This window comes from Algibacter sp. Ld11, assembly GCF_045066735.1.
Taxonomy (GTDB): domain Bacteria; phylum Bacteroidota; class Bacteroidia; order Flavobacteriales; family Flavobacteriaceae; genus Algibacter.
This window is the reverse complement of sequence record NZ_JBISHH010000007.1, coordinates 91,518-108,065: the sequence shown is the minus strand read 5'-3', so window position 1 is coordinate 108,065 and position 16,548 is coordinate 91,518. Positions and strand designations below refer to the sequence as shown.

The following is a 16,548-nucleotide window of genomic DNA, read 5'->3' as shown; positions in this document are numbered from 1 at the left end:
CCACTTAAAAAAACACAAATGATTACAAGAAAAAATGCCGAAATATCAAAGTTCATCATCCATAAGGTTGGTAATAAATTTAACGATACAAAAAATGCGTTTTCTGATAAAACCGTTGAATTCGATGAAGCTAGTTACGAGCTTATGCTCCCCTTTTTACTTCGTCCTTTTGGGAGTGTTGTACAGAGTTATCGCTTTAACCACCACGCCAATATTACACTAAACGAAATTAACAGCTACTCAGCACAAATGTTTAATGATGAAGAAGCTTTTGTCGAAGTTTCTAAGCACATTGTTACGCACCTATACGAGCAATCGAGTTCTGCACAAATAAAAACAGGTGATGTTTTAATTGTGATGTTTGAAGGTATTGAGTTTAGAGATATTACTACAAATGCTATTGGTATTTTTAAAATTGAAAGCAAGGTTAACTTCTTTCAAACCTATTTAGAAAATAATAGTTACGATGTTTTAGTACAAAATGGAATAAGCTCAAAAAAGGTTGATAAGGGTTGTTTAATTTTAAATCAATCGGATGGTGAAGGCAATATTATACTAAGTGTAGACAATAATAGTTATGATGCGGCTTATTGGTTAAATCACTTTCTAAATATAAAATATGCCGATGATGCTAACAACCACACACAGCAATATATTGAGCTTCTAAAAGATTTCTCTACCGATGTTTTAAAACCCAATTATGGTGCTAAAGAACAGAATACATTTTTAGCCAAATCGATAGACTTTTTTAAAGAAAATGAAATCGTAAATATTGAACGTTTTAAGGACGAATTATTCGAAGAGGATAAGCATAAAAAGGAATTCGACTCTTATAAAAAAGAATTTGAAGGCGAACAAAGCTATATTATTAGAAACCAATTTGATGTTGCTGAAGCTGTTGTTACCAAAGAAAAAAGGAAAATTAAAACTGATATAAAACTAGACACCAACATCCAAATTAAGTTAGATATAGATGCGCCCGATGCCTCGGAGGAATATTTAGAACGTGGTTATGATGAGGAAAAGAAAATGCACTACTATAAAGTGTTTTTTAATGAAGAAGCTTAGCAAGTAAGCAATTATCAAAAAAAAAAAAAAAATCGGCTTTCCTTTAAAGAAAAGCCGATTTTTTTTAATCTATATTATTAAAACCATGGTCCTACATACGTTCAGGAACTTGAATTCCTAACAATGAAAAGGCATTTTTTATAGTGTTTGCAACCGTGTTTGATAATTGTACTCTTAATTGTTTTTCAACATCGTTATTAGCACCTAAAATAGATACATTTTGATAAAAAGAATTAAACTCTTTAACCAAATCGTAAGTGTAATTTGCAATTAAAGCAGGACTATGCTGGTCTGCCGCATTTTGAATAACTTCTGGAAATAACTGCAATTGCTTTATTAACTCTTTTTCTTTTGAATGTAATTCAGTACTTTTTATTTCAGCATTACCCATATCTGCCTTTCTTAAAATAGACTGAATTCGAGCATAAGTATATTGAATAAACGGCCCTGTATTCCCTTGAAAATCGATAGATTCTTTGGGATCAAAAAGAATACGTTTTTTTGGGTCTACCTTTAAAATATGATATTTTAATGCGCCTAAACCAATGGTTTTATATAGTTCTTCCTTTTCTTCTTTAGAATACCCATCAAGCTTTCCTAATTCTTCAGAAATCTCTCCAGCCGTTTTTGCCATTTCTTCAACTAAATCATCAGCATCAACAACCGTTCCTTCTCTACTTTTCATTTTTCCACTAGGTAAATCTACCATACCATAACTTAAATGATACAGGTTTTTAGCCCATTCGAATCCTAGTTTTTTCAGAATTAAAAACAACACTTTAAAGTGATAATCTTGCTCGTTACCTACGGTGTAAACCATACCACCTACATCTGGAAAATCCTTAATACGTTGTATAGCTGTACCGATATCTTGAGTCATGTAAACTGCCGTCCCGTCAGATCTTTGCACAATTTTCTTATCAAGTCCATCTTCTGTCAAATCACACCAAACCGACCCATCGCTTTCCTTTACAAAAACACCCGATTTTAAACCTTGCTCAACAAATTCTTTTCCTAATAAATAGGTGTTACTTTCATAGTATAAAGTATCAAAATCTACTCCTAAATTTTTATAAGTCACGTTAAAACCATCGTAAACCCAACTATTCATCTCCTTCCAAAGCGCAACAACATCGGCATCTCCAGCTTCCCATTTTAAAAGCATACTTTGTGCTTCCAATAAAATAGGTGCATTTTTCTTAGCTTCCTCTTCTGTACTGCCTTTAGAAATTAAATCTTGGATTTCTTTTTTATACTCTTGGTCGAACTTCACGTAATAATTCCCAACCAATTTATCACCTTTTAAGCCTGTACTTTTTGGTGTTTCGCCTTCTCCAAATTTCTGCCAAGCCAACATACTTTTACAAATATGAATTCCACGATCATTAATAATTTGGGTTTTATATACTTTTTTACCAGAACCTTTTAAAATTTCAGCAACACTGTAACCTAAAAGATTATTTCTAACGTGGCCTAGGTGTAAAGGTTTATTAGTATTAGGTGAAGAGTATTCTACCATCACAGCTTTCTCGCCTGCTTTTGGATTAACCAAACCATATGCGCTTTCATCTTTTATTCCTCTAAAGAAGTCGATAAAATATGAATCGCTTATTTCTATATTTAAAAAACCTTTAACAACATTAAACCCTGTAACATTACTCACGTTATCCACCAAATAATTTCCGATAGTTTCACCAATTTGAACTGGATTTCCTTTTACCACGCGTAACATAGGAAAAACAACTACCGTAATATCTCCAGCAAATTCTTTTCTTGTTGCTTGAAATTCTACAGTTGCTAATTCTACTTTATATGAAGATAAAACAGCCTGCTTTACTTGATTTGATAAGGTTTCTTGAAGATTCATGTATTATAACTTTAAGTGCGCAAAGATAAAATTTTTATTCATGCTTAATTATAAAAACTTATCTTAATATAGAAAAGTAAACTTGTATTGATTTACATAAAAAAAAGCTCTATTTGTAGCCATAACCCTATGTTATTAACGGGATTAGCAAAAGTAATTCAATGAGTCAATTACTTAATTAAATTGCATTTCATCAGAATTTATAGCTTTTAAACTATTCGTCGAATATTCGATAAAACTAAAGCCGTATTTCATCTAATATATCGGTAATAAGCCTTAAAAATTAGATTATAAACACGCTTTTTATAAAATTAGCAACGTAATGCTATTTGCAACAAAACCAAAATTAATATTTTATAATACCTAACTAACAGTTCTCTAACAGTCAAAACAACTGTAACCACTCTCAATACTACATGGTTATTTTTTAGTTTAGCTCGATGCGATTGTGACGTTTTATGAGGAAAATAATCACGTCTTTTCTATTTTTTACTATGTTTCTTGGTTTCTCTCAAACTAAAGAAATAGATAGTCTGTTTATTGAACTCGCCTTTCAAAAACAAGACTCAACTAAGGTAGTGCCCTATTTACATTTAATAAAATCTCTATATGCTTTAAAGGAATACGATAGAGGAATGAAATATGTTCAGGCCAGCGAAAAGCTATCTTATTCTTTCAATTACCAAAAAGGTATTGCAGAAACTACATTTTACAAAGCGTTGTATTATGCAGAAAAAAATGATTACATAAATGCCATAAGTGGCTTTGCCAAAGCAAAAAACTTATTTAGAGAACAACGAGATACTATTGCTGTTGCCAAAGTAAATAATAGTATTGGAACATTAGAAAGTAATCGCGGAAACTATACAAAAGGTATAGAGTATGCTTTGGAAGCAACCAAATCACTAGAACATAGCGATTTAAAAGAGGAGCTTAGCTTAGCATATAATACATTGGCTAAAAGCTATTACCATACTAACACCCAAGAACTCGCAACAACCTACAACATAAAGGCCCTGGCTTTGCAAGAACAGCTAAAAGATTCTATTGGTATTAATAGCACTTACCAACGACTTTCTGATCTTTACTATAAGAAAGAGAACCATAAAAAGGCCATTTATTACTTTGAGAAACTATTAAATTCAAATGAAAATTCTGACACGCTAAGAGCCTCTATTTACCCTAAATTGGGAGGCGAGTATTTAGCAATTAGAAATTACGATAGAGCAACAAGTTACCTTATAAAAGGATATAATCTAAATAGAGCAAGTAATAACAAGCGTAATTTACTTACGGTACTAAATAATCTTGGTGACTTAAATTTACAGAAAAACCGATTAAAGACTGCAAAAAACCAGCTTCTTGAAGCTGGGGAAATTGCTAAAGACTTAAATAACAAGCCTGAGCTGCTTAAGCAATATAAATTAATGAAAGCGGTAGATTCCACACAACGGAATTTCTACAATGCCTATATTTGGCAAAGTAAATATTACGAATTAAAAGCTGATTTAAAAGCACCTCTTGAAGTTGTACAAGCCCCAATTGCTAATTCGACTGAAGATTTAACATTAAATATTGAAGATAACACATTAGCAATCTCAAGTTTAATAGACCAAAAATCAGACACTAACGAAGCTTTATCCGGTAGCCGTTTAAAATTTAACCATTATAATTTCTATGTTTACTTTTTAATATTCTCATTATGTGTAGCCGTTCTAATTCTAACAATTCTATACATTAAGAACAGAAAAAAGACTCAAAAAGTAACAGAATTAAAAGAAAAGAATACTTTAATTCAGTTAGAAAACGCTGCATTTTTAGAGGAAACACAAAATCTTGAAAATGTAATAAATGTAAAGGATAAACTATTCTCAATTATCTCTCATGATTTAAAAGATTCACTGTCATCAATAACCGGTTTTATTAATTTACTTAAAGACGGTTCTTTAACTAAAGACGAGTTCGATGCCTTAATCCCTGAGTTAAGTGAAAACGCTAACAACGCATCATTACTCCTTTTCAACCTATTAAATTGGTCTAAATCACAAATGCAATCCTTAGAGCCTAAACCAACACTGTTTGATGTGCAGGAAGTCTTTAAGGACAAAGTGCAGCTTATTGAGCAAAGAATGGAAAAGAAAGGTATAACTTTAATGAACAATTCGCTTCGCGACTTTGCTTACGCGGATAGAAGTATGTTTGAAATAGTAATACAAAATCTTTTAGCCAATGCGCTTAAATTCTGTAAAAAAGGCGATGTAATAAGCATTACAAATCATATAAATAATGGTAGCTGTATAGTAAGTATCGCTGATACAGGTATTGGTATTGCCGAAGAAAACATTAACAAACTCTTTAAAAGCACCCCATTTACTACATCGGGTACTAATAACGAAAAAGGCACAGGCTTAGGTTTACCCATTTGTAAAGAACTTGTTGAGTTAAACAATGGTAGAATATGGGTAGAAAGTATGGTAAACGTTGGTAGTACCTTTTATATTCAATTACCTAAATCGAAGCCCGAAGAATAAGTTTTTAATCTTTTGGTAAAAATACTTCGGCCATCATACAGCGTGCACTTCCACCACCGCAAAACTCAATAGTACTCAAAGAACTCGATAATATTTTAGTGTGCTGCTCTATAGTTTGTATTTGTTGCTTTGTTAAGCTATCGAAAGCCGACTGACTCATTATTAAATACGATGTATCATTACTTCCTTTTACCTGAAGCATATTGCCAGCAAAATTATTAACCTGATCTTCGGTAATATCTATAATGGTTTTCCCATCCTCTTTTAAATGCTTAATTACATTTTTTCGTTCCTTTTTATCATCAATACTACTCAAACAAATTACAGCAAAGGTTTCACCTACACACATCATTACGTTGGTATGGTAAATAGCTTTTCGTTTATCTTCGACAGTTTGGTTAGCTGTGAAAACAACAGGAAAGAACTCAAAATCTTCACAAAATTCTATAAACAAATCTTCGTCGGCTCGAGGAGATAAAGCACAATATGCCTTGCGATTTTCTCGATCTAAAATAACACTCCCAGTGCCTTCTAAAAACACACCTTCCTCTTCTGCACTTGTATAGTCGATAACATTATTTATAACAAAACCATTTTCTTCAAGAGTTTCCAAAATATCTTCACGGCGTTCAACTCTGCGGTTTATAGCAAACATAGGGTATAAACCAACATTCCCGTTTTCATGAAACGACACCCAATTATTAGGAAAAATAGAATCTGGCGTATCGGTATCTTTAGTGTCATTAACAACAATTACATTTACGCCTACAGCTTTAAGCTTTTCTACATAAACATCAAATTCTTGTTGAGCTTTTGCATTTATAGTATCTGGTAATACATTATCTAAATCTTTTTGATAATAATTGTTTACAGCAGTTTGCTCATTCATTCTGAAACTAACAGGACGAATCATTAAAATAGTATTTGTAGTTTGTTGCATAACTTAATATAATTATATTACAAAAGTGAATTAATTGATCGATATACTTTAATCTCGAATTAAAGGCATTGTTGTACAGCGCAATAAACCTTCTTGTTTGCTTATTTCCGCATATGGTACTTCTTCAACTGTGAAACCTTCAGCCCTTAACCATGTGTTTAGACGTGTAAAGTTTTTTTCTGAAATAATAACATCTTCGGAAAGTGAAAACACATTACTATTCATTTGATACATTTCTTCTTTTGTAATTTCAAAAACATTATCACTTCCAAAGAAATCTACTAACCATTGATACTCTTTTTCAACTAAAAAACCATTTTTATGAATAATAGCTTTTCCTTTACCAATAGGTTGAAAACAACAATCTAAATGCAGTGCATTTTCTTTAGCATTTGTATTAGATTTTCTAAGTTCGAAAGATTTGACTGTTTTTTCAGGAAATAATTCTTGTATAGCAATAACGGCATCCATATTGGTACGCGCTGTAATTAGATCTGCATAGTCTTCACCAGAATAGGTGCCAATAAAAATATAATCGTTCCATGGCATTACATCACCTCCTTCCACGTGGCAATCTTCTGGAAGTACAATTCTTTTACTATCATCTATTTGATCACAAATGTATTGTATGGCTTCTACCTCTTCTTCTCTATTAGGTAAAATATTAGCTCGTATTATTTTATCTTCAATTACAAATGCAATATCTCTTGAAAATATTTGATTGCAATTTTCTATAACCTCAGGTCTATAAACCTTAACATCGTACTTTTTAAAAATATCCAAAACAGCATTCATTTCAGAAATCATATCATCTTCAGTTGGGTACGTGCCAGATAACACATGCTCTACGCTTTTTGGATCATAACAATCTTTCACCGACGGAACAGGGCCATTGCTTTGAGCAGTTCCTAAAACAACAGCACGAAGCCTTGATGTCTCGTTTTTAATATTAAGTTTAATCATGGTGTAAATATAAAAAAGCTTCATAACAATTAAGTTATGAAGCTTTCTTTATTTTTTGATAGATGTAATTTTATCTTTTTTCTACAGGAACAAAACTTCTTAAAGTTTCACCCACATATAATTGTCTCGGACGACCAATTGGTTCTTTCTTTAAACGCATTTCACGCCATTGAGCAATCCAACCTGGTAAACGGCCTAGAGCGAACATTACAGTAAACATATCTGTTGGAATTCCCATACCTCTGTATATAATTCCTGAATAGAAATCTACGTTTGGATATAATTTTCTATCCACGAAATACGGATCTTCTAAAGCTTCTTTTTCAAGACCTTTTGCAATATCCAAAATAGGATCTTCCACACCTAAATCTCCTAAAACTTCATCGGCAGCAACTTTAATTATTTTTGCGCGTGGATCGAAATTTTTATAAACACGGTGTCCAAATCCCATTAAACGGAAAGGATCTTCTTTATCTTTAGCTTTACCCATGTATTTTTTAGTATCTCCACCATCGTCTTTAATAGCTTCAAGCATTTCTAAAACGGCTTGGTTTGCTCCACCATGAAGTGGTCCCCAAAGTGCAGAAATACCAGCAGAAATTGAAGCAAATAATCCAGCATGAGATGAACCAACAATTCTTACAGTAGATGTTGAACAATTTTGCTCATGATCTGCATGAAGAATTAATAATTTATCTAAAGCATTTACTAATATTGGGTTTTGCTTATACTCTTCATTAGGCTCTTTAAACATCATTTTTAAGATGTTTTCTACATAACCTAAATTTTTATCACCATAGTCAAGTGGTAAACCGCTCTTTTTACGCATAGTCCAAGCTACTAATACCGGAAACTTGCCTAATATTTTTACTACTGAATGATACATATCTTCTTCCGAATCTACATTAACAGATCCTGGGTTAAATGCTGTTAGAGCACTTGTTAAAGAAGATAAAACTCCCATTGGATGAGCTGCCTTTGGAAAAGCGTCTAAAATTTTATGAACGTCTTCATCAACTATAGAGTTTTTCTTAATATCATTATGAAACTTGTCAAGTTGCTCTTTGTTTGGAAGATCACCAAAAATTAAAAGAAAAGCAACCTCTAAAAAGTCTGCCTTTTCAGCTAGCTCCTCAATAGAATACCCTCTATATCTAAGAATACCCTTTTCACCATCTAAAAAAGTAATAGCACTTTCACACGACCCTGTATTTTTGTAACCTGGATCTATTGTTGTTACACCACCAGTAACGCTTCTAAGCGTTTTAATATCCATGGCTACTTCATTTTCTGTTCCCGTAACTAATGGAAACTCGTGTTTTTTGCCGTTTATTTCTAGTATAGCTTTGTCTGACATAATTTTTATAAAAAGTTTTAATTTAAGTTCTGCTAATTTACGAAATATCTATTTATTTATTTCAGAATTACGCAAACGATTTAGTCGATTTAAGAATTATTAACATGTATAGGAAATAAAAAAGCGATTATTAAAAAATAATCGCTTTTTTGATATAAACTTAAAAATCTAGTTTACTTTACATTGAACGCATTTCCCTGCGGAAAATAAGCTACTTCCCCTAACTCTTCTTCAATACGAAGCAATTGGTTGTATTTTGCCATACGGTCACTACGTGATGCAGAACCAGTTTTTATTTGACCGCAATTTAATGCTACTGCTAAATCTGCAATAGTATTATCTTCTGTTTCCCCAGATCGGTGAGACATTACAGTTGTATAACCAGCATTTTTAGCCATATTTACAGCAGCAATAGTTTCAGTTAAAGAACCAATTTGGTTTACTTTAATCAAAATTGAATTTGCAATGCCTTCTTTGATACCACGTGCTAAACGTTCTACGTTAGTTACAAATAAATCGTCACCCACTAATTGTACTCTATCGCCAATTAATTCGGTAAGATATTTAGTTCCTTCCCAGTCGTTTTCATCCATTCCATCTTCAATAGAGATGATAGGATATTTAGTTGCCAATTCAGCTAAATATTCAGCTTGCTCTTTTGACGTTCTAATCATACCCTTATCTCCTTCGAATTTAGTATAATCGTATTTTCCATCTACAAAAAATTCAGCAGAAGCACAATCTAAAGCAATTTTAACTTCGTCACCAAATTTATAACCTGCATTTTCAACGGCTTTTGCTATAGTCTCTAAAGCATCTTCTGTTCCACCTGCTAAGTTTGGTGCAAAACCACCTTCATCACCAACAGCTGTACTTAAATCTCTATCGTGTAATACTTTCTTAAGATTATGGAAAATTTCAGATCCCATTTGCATAGCATGAGTAAAGCTTTTAGCTTTTACAGGCATGATCATAAATTCTTGAAATGCGATTGGCGCATCACTATGAGAACCACCATTGATAATGTTCATCATTGGTAATGGTAACGTGTTTGCAGAAACACCTCCTACGTAACGGTATAAAGGTAAGCCTAACTCACCTGCAGCAGCTTTAGCAACAGCTAAAGACACTCCTAAAATAGCGTTTGCTCCTAATTTAGATTTATTTGGAGTTCCGTCTAACTCAATCATCATCTTGTCGATTAGATTTTGTTCAAATACAGAAACACCTAATAATTCTTGAGCTATAATTGAATTTACATTATCAACGGCCTTTAAAACACCTTTTCCCATGTATGCATCTCCGCCATCTCTTAACTCAACGGCTTCATGCTCTCCTGTTGATGCACCAGATGGTACAGCAGCTCTTCCTAAAACATCATTTTCTGTTACAACGTCTACTTCAACAGTAGGATTTCCTCTAGAATCAAAAATTTGTCTAGCATGGATATTAATTATTATGCTCATAATTTTGTGTTTTTTAACTTTTATTATTTCAAATTTACGGTTAAATCTTGTTATTTTTTATATGTTTTAGAAGAAATTTCTAAAAACATATCTACAACGTTTTAGTAAAAGAAAACCCCAAATAATCGGTTGACTATTTGAGGTTTTCTTTAATTATTTATTCTTAATGTTCTCGATGAATTGATCAAAAAGATAATCTGAATCGTGTGGTCCAGGACTCGCTTCAGGGTGGTATTGTACAGAAAAACAGTTTTTACTTTTCATTGCCAAACCAGCCACAGTGTCATCATTTAAATGCACATGAGTAATTTCTAAATCAGCATTGGCTTCAGCTTCTTTTCTATTTACAGCAAAACCATGATTTTGAGATGTAACTTCACCTTTTCCTGTTTTTAAATTCTTTACAGGATGGTTAATACCTCTATGTCCGTTATGCATTTTATAGGTAGACACACCGTTTGCTAAAGCAATAACTTGGTGCCCAAGACAAATACCAAATAAAGGTAAGTCTCTTTTTATTATTTCTTTAGCCACTTCTTGCGCTTCTAATAAGGGTTCTGGATCTCCAGGTCCGTTAGATAAGAAATACCCATCTGGGTTAAAACCTTCTAAGTCTTCGAATTTAGCATTATAAGGAAACACTTTAATATAAGCATCTCTTTTAGCAATGTTTCTAAGAATGTTCTTTTTTATTCCAATATCTAAAGCTGCTACCTTGTATGTAGCATTTTCATCTCCGAAAAAATAAGGTTCTTTTGTAGAAACTTTAGAGGCTAGCTCCAGACCTTCCATATTAGGCTGCTGTGCTAATTGTTTCTTTAACCCTTCTACATTATCAACTTCTGTAGAAATAACCGCATTCATAGCTCCGTTATCACGAATATAGCTTACTAAAGCACGTGTATCTACATCAGAAATAGCTAAAAGATTATTCTTTTCTAAAAACTCTTCCAATGAGCCATCAGAATCATCTCTGGAATACTCGTAGCTAAAGTTTTTAACGATAAGCCCTGCTATTTTAATAGAATCTGACTCCACCTCATTTTCATTAGTTCCATAATTTCCAATATGTGCATTGGTGGCAACCATTAATTGACCATAATATGATGGATCAGTAAAAATTTCTTGATAACCAGTCATTCCAGTATTAAAACATACTTCTCCAAACGCAGTACCTTGCTTGTTAGCTACTGCTTTTCCGTAAAAAATGGTACCATCGGCTAATAAGATGATGGCTTTTTGTCTTTTTTGATATTTCATATAGTTGAGATAAAATTCCTTGCATAAGGAACAAAAGTTTTACAAATTTGCGCAAAAAAAAGGATAAACTAAAATAGTTTATCCTTAATATATTAAATGCTTATTAACATTTATTCTTCTTCGTTTGATGCTTGATTTTCAACTGGAGCAGCTGCTGGTTTAGAACCACCTCTTCTACTTCTTCTTGTTGTTTTCTTCTTAGCTTTATCAGCGTTATAAATCTCGTTGTAATCAACAAGTTCTATCATTGCCATATCAGCGTTATCACCTAAACGATTTCCAAGTTTAATAATTCTTGTATATCCACCTGGTCTATCAGCTACCTTTGCAGCAACGTCTCTAAATAATTCTGCTACAGCATCTTTTTGTCTTAATCGAGACATCACAATACGTCTGTTATGTGTTGTATCTTCTTTAGACTTAGTAATCATTGGCTCAACAAATTGTTTTAAAGCTTTTGCTTTTGCAACTGTTGTGTTAATACGTTTGTGCTCTATTAAAGAACAAGCCATATTAGCTAACATTGATTTTCTGTGGGCAGTTTTTCTACCTAAGTGGTTTATTTTTTTTCCGTGTCTCATGACATTTGTGTTATCATCTTGCTACTAAACTCGACATCGAGGAGCAAAATATGATTAATTAATCTTTATCTAATTTATATTTACTTAAGTCCATTCCGAAGTTTAAACCTTTAACATTTACAAGCTCTTCAAGCTCAGTTAAAGACTTCTTACCGAAGTTTCTAAATTTCATTAAGTCATTTTTATTGAAAGATACTAAATCACCTAAAGTATCTACTTCAGCAGCTTTTAAACAGTTAAGAGCACGAACCGATAAATCCATATCGATTAACTTAGTTTTAAGTAACTGACGCATGTGAAGAGATTCCTCATCATAAGTTTCAGTTTGTGCAATTTCATCAGCTTCTAACGTAATACGCTCATCAGAGAATAACATGAAGTGGTGAATTAATGTTTTAGCGCCTTCCGTTAAAGCGTCTTGTGGAGTAATTGATCCATCGGTAATGATTTCAAAAACTAATTTTTCATAATCAGTTTTTTGTTCAACACGATAGTTCTCAATACTATACTTAACATTCTTTATTGGCGTGTAAATTGAATCAGTAAAAATAGTTCCAATTGGTGCAGAAGCTTTCTTATTTTCTTCAGCAGGAACATATCCTCTACCTTTTTCAATTGTAATCTCCATATTGAAATTAACTTTTGGATCTAAGTTACAGATTACTAATTCTGTATTCAATACTTGGAAACCAGAAATAAACTTCTGAAAATCACCAGCTGTAATTTTATCTTGACCAGAAATTGAAATAGAGATAGACTCGTTATCAATATCTTCAATTTGTCTCTTAAAACGAGCTTGTTTTAAGTTTAAGATGATTTCTGTTACATCTTCCACTACTCCAGCAATTGCTGAAAACTCATGATCTACACCTTCTATTCTAACAGATGTGATAGCAAAACCTTCTAAAGAAGATAATAAAACTCTTCTTAGCGCATTACCTACTGTTAGACCGTAACCTGGCTCTAATGGTCTGAATTCGAATTTACCTTCGAAATCAGTAGAATCAATCATGATTACTTTATCAGGTTTCTGAAAATTAAATACTGCCATATTGTTCTTCGTTTTAATTGTTATTTAGTTGCGCGATTTAAAAGTATGAAGAAGACTAATAAATCCTTTGGCTAAATACCAATATAATTAATTATTATTTAGAGTATAATTCGACGATGAATTGCTCGTTGATATTTTCTGGAATCTGAATTCTAGCAGGAACAGAAACATAAGTCCCTTGCATCGTAGCAGTATTCCAAGTAATCCATTCGAATACTTGACTTGAATTTGAAAGTGATCTATCGATAGCTTCTAAAGATTTAGACTTTTCTCTAACAGCAACTACATCACCAGCTTTTAATGAGTAAGATGGAATGTTTACCAATTCACCATTAACTGTAATGTGTCTGTGAGATACTAATTGTCTAGCACCACTTCTTGTTGGAGCAATTCCCATTCTAAATACTACATTGTCTAATCTAGACTCGCAAAGTTGTAATAAAACCTCACCCGTAATACCTTGAGCAGCTCTTGCTTTCTTAAATAAACCTCTAAATTGACGCTCTAAAATACCATAAGTATATTTAGCTTTTTGTTTTTCCATTAATTGGATTGCGTATTCAGATTTTTTTCCACGACGTCTAGCGTTTCCGTGTTGTCCTGGAGGATAATTTCTTTTTTCAAAAGATTTATCTTCTCCAAAAATTGCCTCGCCAAATTTACGAGCTATTTTAGTTTTAGGACCAGTATATCTTGCCATAATAAATTGATTTTGAGAGTGATTATGAATTAAGGTCTTAATCTTATCCTTCGATAATCGTTGATCTCTCGTATTGATACTTGTTAATAATTTCAGTTTGCAAATTTACACAAAAAATTAATACCACCTACATACGAGGTGATATTAATTTTTCTATACTTGCTTCATCTAAAGCACGCTATTTAAAACGTGATTAAACTCTTCTTCTTTTTGGAGGACGACATCCATTATGTGGTAATGGTGTAACATCAATAATTTCTGTTACTTCAATACCTGCATTGTGAATAGAACGAATAGCAGATTCTCTACCATTTCCTGGTCCTTTAACATAAACCTTTACTTTCTTTAAGCCAGCTTCAGTTGCTACTCCCGCAGCATCTTCAGCAGCTAATTGAGCTGCATAAGGAGTGTTTTTTTTCGACCCTCTAAATCCCATTTTACCAGCAGAAGACCAAGAAATTACGTCTCCTTTTTTGTTGGTAAGTGAAATAATGATGTTATTGAAAGAAGCTGTAACGTGTGCTTCTCCAACTGCATCAACAATAACTTTACGTTTTTTTGTGCTTGTTTTTGCCATTTTCTTTTAGCTTTTAGTTTTAGTGATAGTCGCTAGAATCCTAAACTATTATAATTTCAAACAGATTCCTTCCAACGTCTAAATACCAAAGACTAATTATTATTTAGTTGCCTTTTTCTTGTTAGCAACAGTTTTTCTTCTACCTTTTCTGGTTCTAGAGTTGTTCTTAGTACGTTGTCCTCTTAAAGGAAGACCAGATCTATGACGAATACCTCTGTAACATCCAATATCCATTAATCGCTTAATGTTTAATTGAGTTTCAGAACGTAATTCACCTTCAATTGTAAATGTTCCCACAGCATCACGAATGGCTGCTATTTGATCATCATTCCAATCTTGAACTTTAATACTTTCATCAACTTTAGCGACAGCTAAAATCTCTTTTGATCTACTTCTACCTACTCCGTAGATATAAGTTAAGGAAATTACTCCTCTTTTGTTTTTCGGTATGTCTACACCTGCAATTCTTGCCATAATTACCCTTGTCTTTGTTTAAATCTAGGATTCTTTTTGTTTATCACGTAAAGTCTGCCTTTTCTGCGCACGATTTTGCAATCTGCACTTCTCTTTTTAACTGATGCTCTTACTTTCATCGTATTCGTATTAGTATCTATAAGTTATTCGAGCCTTAGTTAAATCGTAAGGACTCATTTCTAATTTCACTTTATCACCTGGTAATAACTTAATGTAATGCATACGCATTTTACCAGAGATGTGTGCTGTCACAATGTGACCGTTTTCTAATTCCACTCGGAACATCGCATTTGATAATGCTTCTATAATTGTTCCGTCTTGCTCTATTGCTGCTTGTTTTGCCATAGTATATATTAAAGCTACTGCTTTTCTATTTTTACCTGTCTTCATCAAACCATCATAATGTCTATTTAACAAATAAGAATTTATTTGTTGCATAGTATCAATAGCAACACCAACCATAATTAATAATGATGTTCCTCCAAAAAATAAAGCCCAACCTTGTTGTACTCCCATCAATTTAACAATAAATGCTGGAAATACAGCTAATAGTGCTAAAAATATAGAACCTGGTAAGGTAATTTGAGACATTATTTTATCTAAGTATTCTGATGTTTCAGATCCTGGACGTATACCTGGGATAAATCCTCCACTACGTTTTAAATCGTCTGCCATCTTGTTTGTTGGAACCGTAATTGCAGTATAAAAATATGTAAACACAATAATTAATAAAGCAAATGTAACATTGTACCAAAAACCAAATATATCAGAATAATTAGTTTGCATCCATATTCCCGTTGCAGTTTCTTTTAAGAATGAAGAACCACCAATTAAACTAGGAACAAACATTATCGCTTGAGCAAATATAATTGGCATTACACCAGATGCATTCAGCTTTAACGGAATGTATTGTCTTGATCCAGCCATTGCAGCTTTTTCATAACCTCCTGTTGCTGTTCTTCTAGCATATTGTACGGCAATTTTTCTAACTCCCATAACCAACATAATAGAACCAAGGATAATAACAAACCAGATTACTAATTCAAAAAGAATAAGCATTACATTATTACCTTCTAATCTAGTAGCAGCATTTTGTAAAAACACTTGTGGTAATCTTGCGATAATACCAACCATAATTAAAAGAGATATACCATTACCAATACCTTTATCTGTAATTTTCTCTCCTAGCCACATAGCGAATATACAACCAGTAACTAAAATTGATACAGATGAAAAATAAAATAATGGACCTTGCCCTAATAAGAATGCACTTTCAGGAATACCTAAAGCTGGTAAACTAGCTAAATATCCAGGGGCTTGTAACAAACAAATTGCTATTGTTAACCAACGCGTAATTTGAGTTATTTTCTTTTGACCACTTGCGCCTTCCTTTTGAAGCTTTTGCAAATAAGGAATTGCAATCCCCATTAACTGAACAACAATAGAAGCCGAAATGTAAGGCATGATACCTAAAGCAAATACCGAAGCATTAGCAAAAGCACCACCAGTAAAGGCATTAAGAATCCCTAATATTCCACTATCTGTTTTATCAGCTAAACTACCTAATAGTGTAGCATCAATTCCAGGTAAAACTATTTGAGCTCCAAAACGATAAACTAATAACAGACTTAATGTAATAAGAATTCTGTTTCTTAGTTCCTCTATTTTCCAAACATTTTTTAACGATTCTATAAATTTCATACTTAAAATAAG

15 protein-coding genes and 1 pseudogene are annotated in these 16,548 nt (G+C 32.7%); 2 read left to right on the top strand and 14 right to left on the bottom strand.

What is annotated here, in order from left to right; genetic code table 11:
- Positions 1 to 18: 18 nt before the first annotated feature.
- A complete protein-coding gene (locus ACJJV4_RS03520; RefSeq protein ID WP_405292090.1) occupies positions 19 to 1,068 on the top strand; it encodes a nucleoid-associated protein in 1,050 nt (349 codons plus the stop codon).
- 91 nt (positions 1,069 to 1,159) lie between these two features.
- Here ACJJV4_RS03520 and argS read toward each other — a convergent pair whose 3' ends face one another.
- Complete coding sequence (gene argS / locus ACJJV4_RS03515; RefSeq protein WP_405292089.1) at positions 1,160 to 2,935, bottom strand: arginine--tRNA ligase; 1,776 nt, start codon at positions 2,933 to 2,935, stop codon at positions 1,160 to 1,162.
- Positions 2,936 to 3,393: 458 nt separating this feature from the next.
- Between argS and ACJJV4_RS03510 the strand changes: the two genes are divergently transcribed.
- Positions 3,394 to 5,466, top strand: a complete 2,073-nt coding sequence (locus ACJJV4_RS03510) for an ATP-binding protein (protein ID WP_405292088.1) — start codon at positions 3,394 to 3,396, stop codon at positions 5,464 to 5,466.
- Between the two features lie 4 nt (positions 5,467 to 5,470).
- On the opposite strand, the gene ctlX is transcribed toward ACJJV4_RS03510, so the two are convergent.
- The 13 genes and pseudogenes from ctlX to secY form a co-directional block, all read right to left on the bottom strand.
- Entirely contained in the window at positions 5,471 to 6,406 is a 936-nt protein-coding gene (gene ctlX / locus ACJJV4_RS03505; protein ID WP_405292087.1) for a citrulline utilization hydrolase CtlX, read from the bottom strand.
- A 48-nt stretch (positions 6,407 to 6,454) separates the two neighbouring features.
- On the bottom strand, positions 6,455 to 7,369 hold the full coding sequence (locus ACJJV4_RS03500; protein WP_405292288.1) for a dimethylarginine dimethylaminohydrolase family protein: 915 nt from the start codon (positions 7,367 to 7,369) through the stop codon (positions 6,455 to 6,457).
- A 70-nt stretch (positions 7,370 to 7,439) separates the two neighbouring features.
- Positions 7,440 to 8,726: a citrate synthase gene (locus tag ACJJV4_RS03495; protein WP_405292086.1), complete on the bottom strand. Its 1,287-nt coding sequence runs from the start codon at positions 8,724 to 8,726 to the stop codon at positions 7,440 to 7,442.
- A 173-nt stretch (positions 8,727 to 8,899) separates the two neighbouring features.
- Complete coding sequence (gene eno / locus ACJJV4_RS03490) at positions 8,900 to 10,192, bottom strand: phosphopyruvate hydratase (protein ID WP_405292085.1); 1,293 nt, start codon at positions 10,190 to 10,192, stop codon at positions 8,900 to 8,902.
- A 153-nt stretch (positions 10,193 to 10,345) separates the two neighbouring features.
- Positions 10,346 to 11,452 (bottom strand): glutamine-hydrolyzing carbamoyl-phosphate synthase small subunit, encoded by a 1,107-nt coding sequence (gene carA, locus ACJJV4_RS03485; RefSeq protein WP_405292084.1) that lies wholly within the window; start codon positions 11,450 to 11,452, stop codon positions 10,346 to 10,348.
- Between the two features lie 110 nt (positions 11,453 to 11,562).
- Positions 11,563 to 12,033, bottom strand: a complete 471-nt coding sequence (rplQ, locus tag ACJJV4_RS03480) for a 50S ribosomal protein L17 (RefSeq protein WP_405292083.1) — start codon at positions 12,031 to 12,033, stop codon at positions 11,563 to 11,565.
- 58 nt (positions 12,034 to 12,091) lie between these two features.
- Complete coding sequence (locus ACJJV4_RS03475; protein ID WP_042505212.1) at positions 12,092 to 13,084, bottom strand: DNA-directed RNA polymerase subunit alpha; 993 nt, start codon at positions 13,082 to 13,084, stop codon at positions 12,092 to 12,094.
- A 94-nt stretch (positions 13,085 to 13,178) separates the two neighbouring features.
- The gene (gene rpsD, locus ACJJV4_RS03470; RefSeq protein WP_159019326.1) at positions 13,179 to 13,784 is read right to left on the bottom strand and encodes a 30S ribosomal protein S4; all 606 of its coding nucleotides are present in this window, start codon (positions 13,782 to 13,784) and stop codon (positions 13,179 to 13,181) included.
- Positions 13,785 to 13,977: 193 nt separating this feature from the next.
- The gene (rpsK, locus tag ACJJV4_RS03465) at positions 13,978 to 14,361 is read right to left on the bottom strand and encodes a 30S ribosomal protein S11 (RefSeq protein WP_042499157.1); all 384 of its coding nucleotides are present in this window, start codon (positions 14,359 to 14,361) and stop codon (positions 13,978 to 13,980) included.
- A 99-nt stretch (positions 14,362 to 14,460) separates the two neighbouring features.
- On the bottom strand, positions 14,461 to 14,835 hold the full coding sequence (gene rpsM / locus ACJJV4_RS03460; protein WP_405292082.1) for a 30S ribosomal protein S13: 375 nt from the start codon (positions 14,833 to 14,835) through the stop codon (positions 14,461 to 14,463).
- 2 nt (positions 14,836 to 14,837) lie between these two features.
- Positions 14,838 to 14,954: a type B 50S ribosomal protein L36 gene (ykgO, locus tag ACJJV4_RS03455; protein ID WP_013305171.1), complete on the bottom strand. Its 117-nt coding sequence runs from the start codon at positions 14,952 to 14,954 to the stop codon at positions 14,838 to 14,840.
- A 10-nt stretch (positions 14,955 to 14,964) separates the two neighbouring features.
- Positions 14,965 to 15,180: a translation initiation factor IF-1 gene (gene infA / locus ACJJV4_RS03450; RefSeq protein ID WP_007094967.1), complete on the bottom strand. Its 216-nt coding sequence runs from the start codon at positions 15,178 to 15,180 to the stop codon at positions 14,965 to 14,967.
- A gap of 12 nt (positions 15,181 to 15,192) precedes the next feature.
- Positions 15,193 to 16,536 (bottom strand): annotated as a pseudogene (gene secY / locus ACJJV4_RS03445) (preprotein translocase subunit SecY); the annotation flags it as partial.
- Positions 16,537 to 16,548 lie beyond the last annotated feature (12 nt).

Bases quoted from the DNA above. Each gene is read 5' to 3' on its own strand.
- ACJJV4_RS03500 (WP_405292288.1), bottom strand. From the start codon at position 7,369: ATGATTAAACTTAATATTAAAAACGAGACATCAAGGCTTCGTGCTGTT.
- argS (WP_405292089.1), bottom strand. From the start codon at position 2,935: ATGAATCTTCAAGAAACCTTATCAAATCAAGTAAAGCAGGCTGTTTTA.
- ACJJV4_RS03475 (WP_042505212.1), bottom strand. From the start codon at position 13,084: ATGGCAGTATTTAATTTTCAGAAACCTGATAAAGTAATCATGATTGAT.
- rpsK (WP_042499157.1), bottom strand. From the start codon at position 14,361: ATGGCAAAAACAAGCACAAAAAAACGTAAAGTTATTGTTGATGCAGTT.
- carA (WP_405292084.1), bottom strand. From the start codon at position 11,452: ATGAAATATCAAAAAAGACAAAAAGCCATCATCTTATTAGCCGATGGT.
- rpsM (WP_405292082.1), bottom strand. From the start codon at position 14,835: ATGGCAAGAATTGCAGGTGTAGACATACCGAAAAACAAAAGAGGAGTA.
- ctlX (WP_405292087.1), bottom strand. From the start codon at position 6,406: ATGCAACAAACTACAAATACTATTTTAATGATTCGTCCTGTTAGTTTC.
- ACJJV4_RS03520 (WP_405292090.1), top strand. From the start codon at position 19: ATGATTACAAGAAAAAATGCCGAAATATCAAAGTTCATCATCCATAAG.
- ACJJV4_RS03495 (WP_405292086.1), bottom strand. From the start codon at position 8,726: ATGTCAGACAAAGCTATACTAGAAATAAACGGCAAAAAACACGAGTTT.
- infA (WP_007094967.1), bottom strand. From the start codon at position 15,180: ATGGCAAAACAAGCAGCAATAGAGCAAGACGGAACAATTATAGAAGCA.
- rplQ (WP_405292083.1), bottom strand. From the start codon at position 12,033: ATGAGACACGGAAAAAAAATAAACCACTTAGGTAGAAAAACTGCCCAC.
- rpsD (WP_159019326.1), bottom strand. From the start codon at position 13,784: ATGGCAAGATATACTGGTCCTAAAACTAAAATAGCTCGTAAATTTGGC.
- ACJJV4_RS03510 (WP_405292088.1), top strand. From the start codon at position 3,394: ATGAGGAAAATAATCACGTCTTTTCTATTTTTTACTATGTTTCTTGGT.
- eno (WP_405292085.1), bottom strand. From the start codon at position 10,192: ATGAGCATAATAATTAATATCCATGCTAGACAAATTTTTGATTCTAGA.
- ykgO (WP_013305171.1), bottom strand. From the start codon at position 14,954: ATGAAAGTAAGAGCATCAGTTAAAAAGAGAAGTGCAGATTGCAAAATC.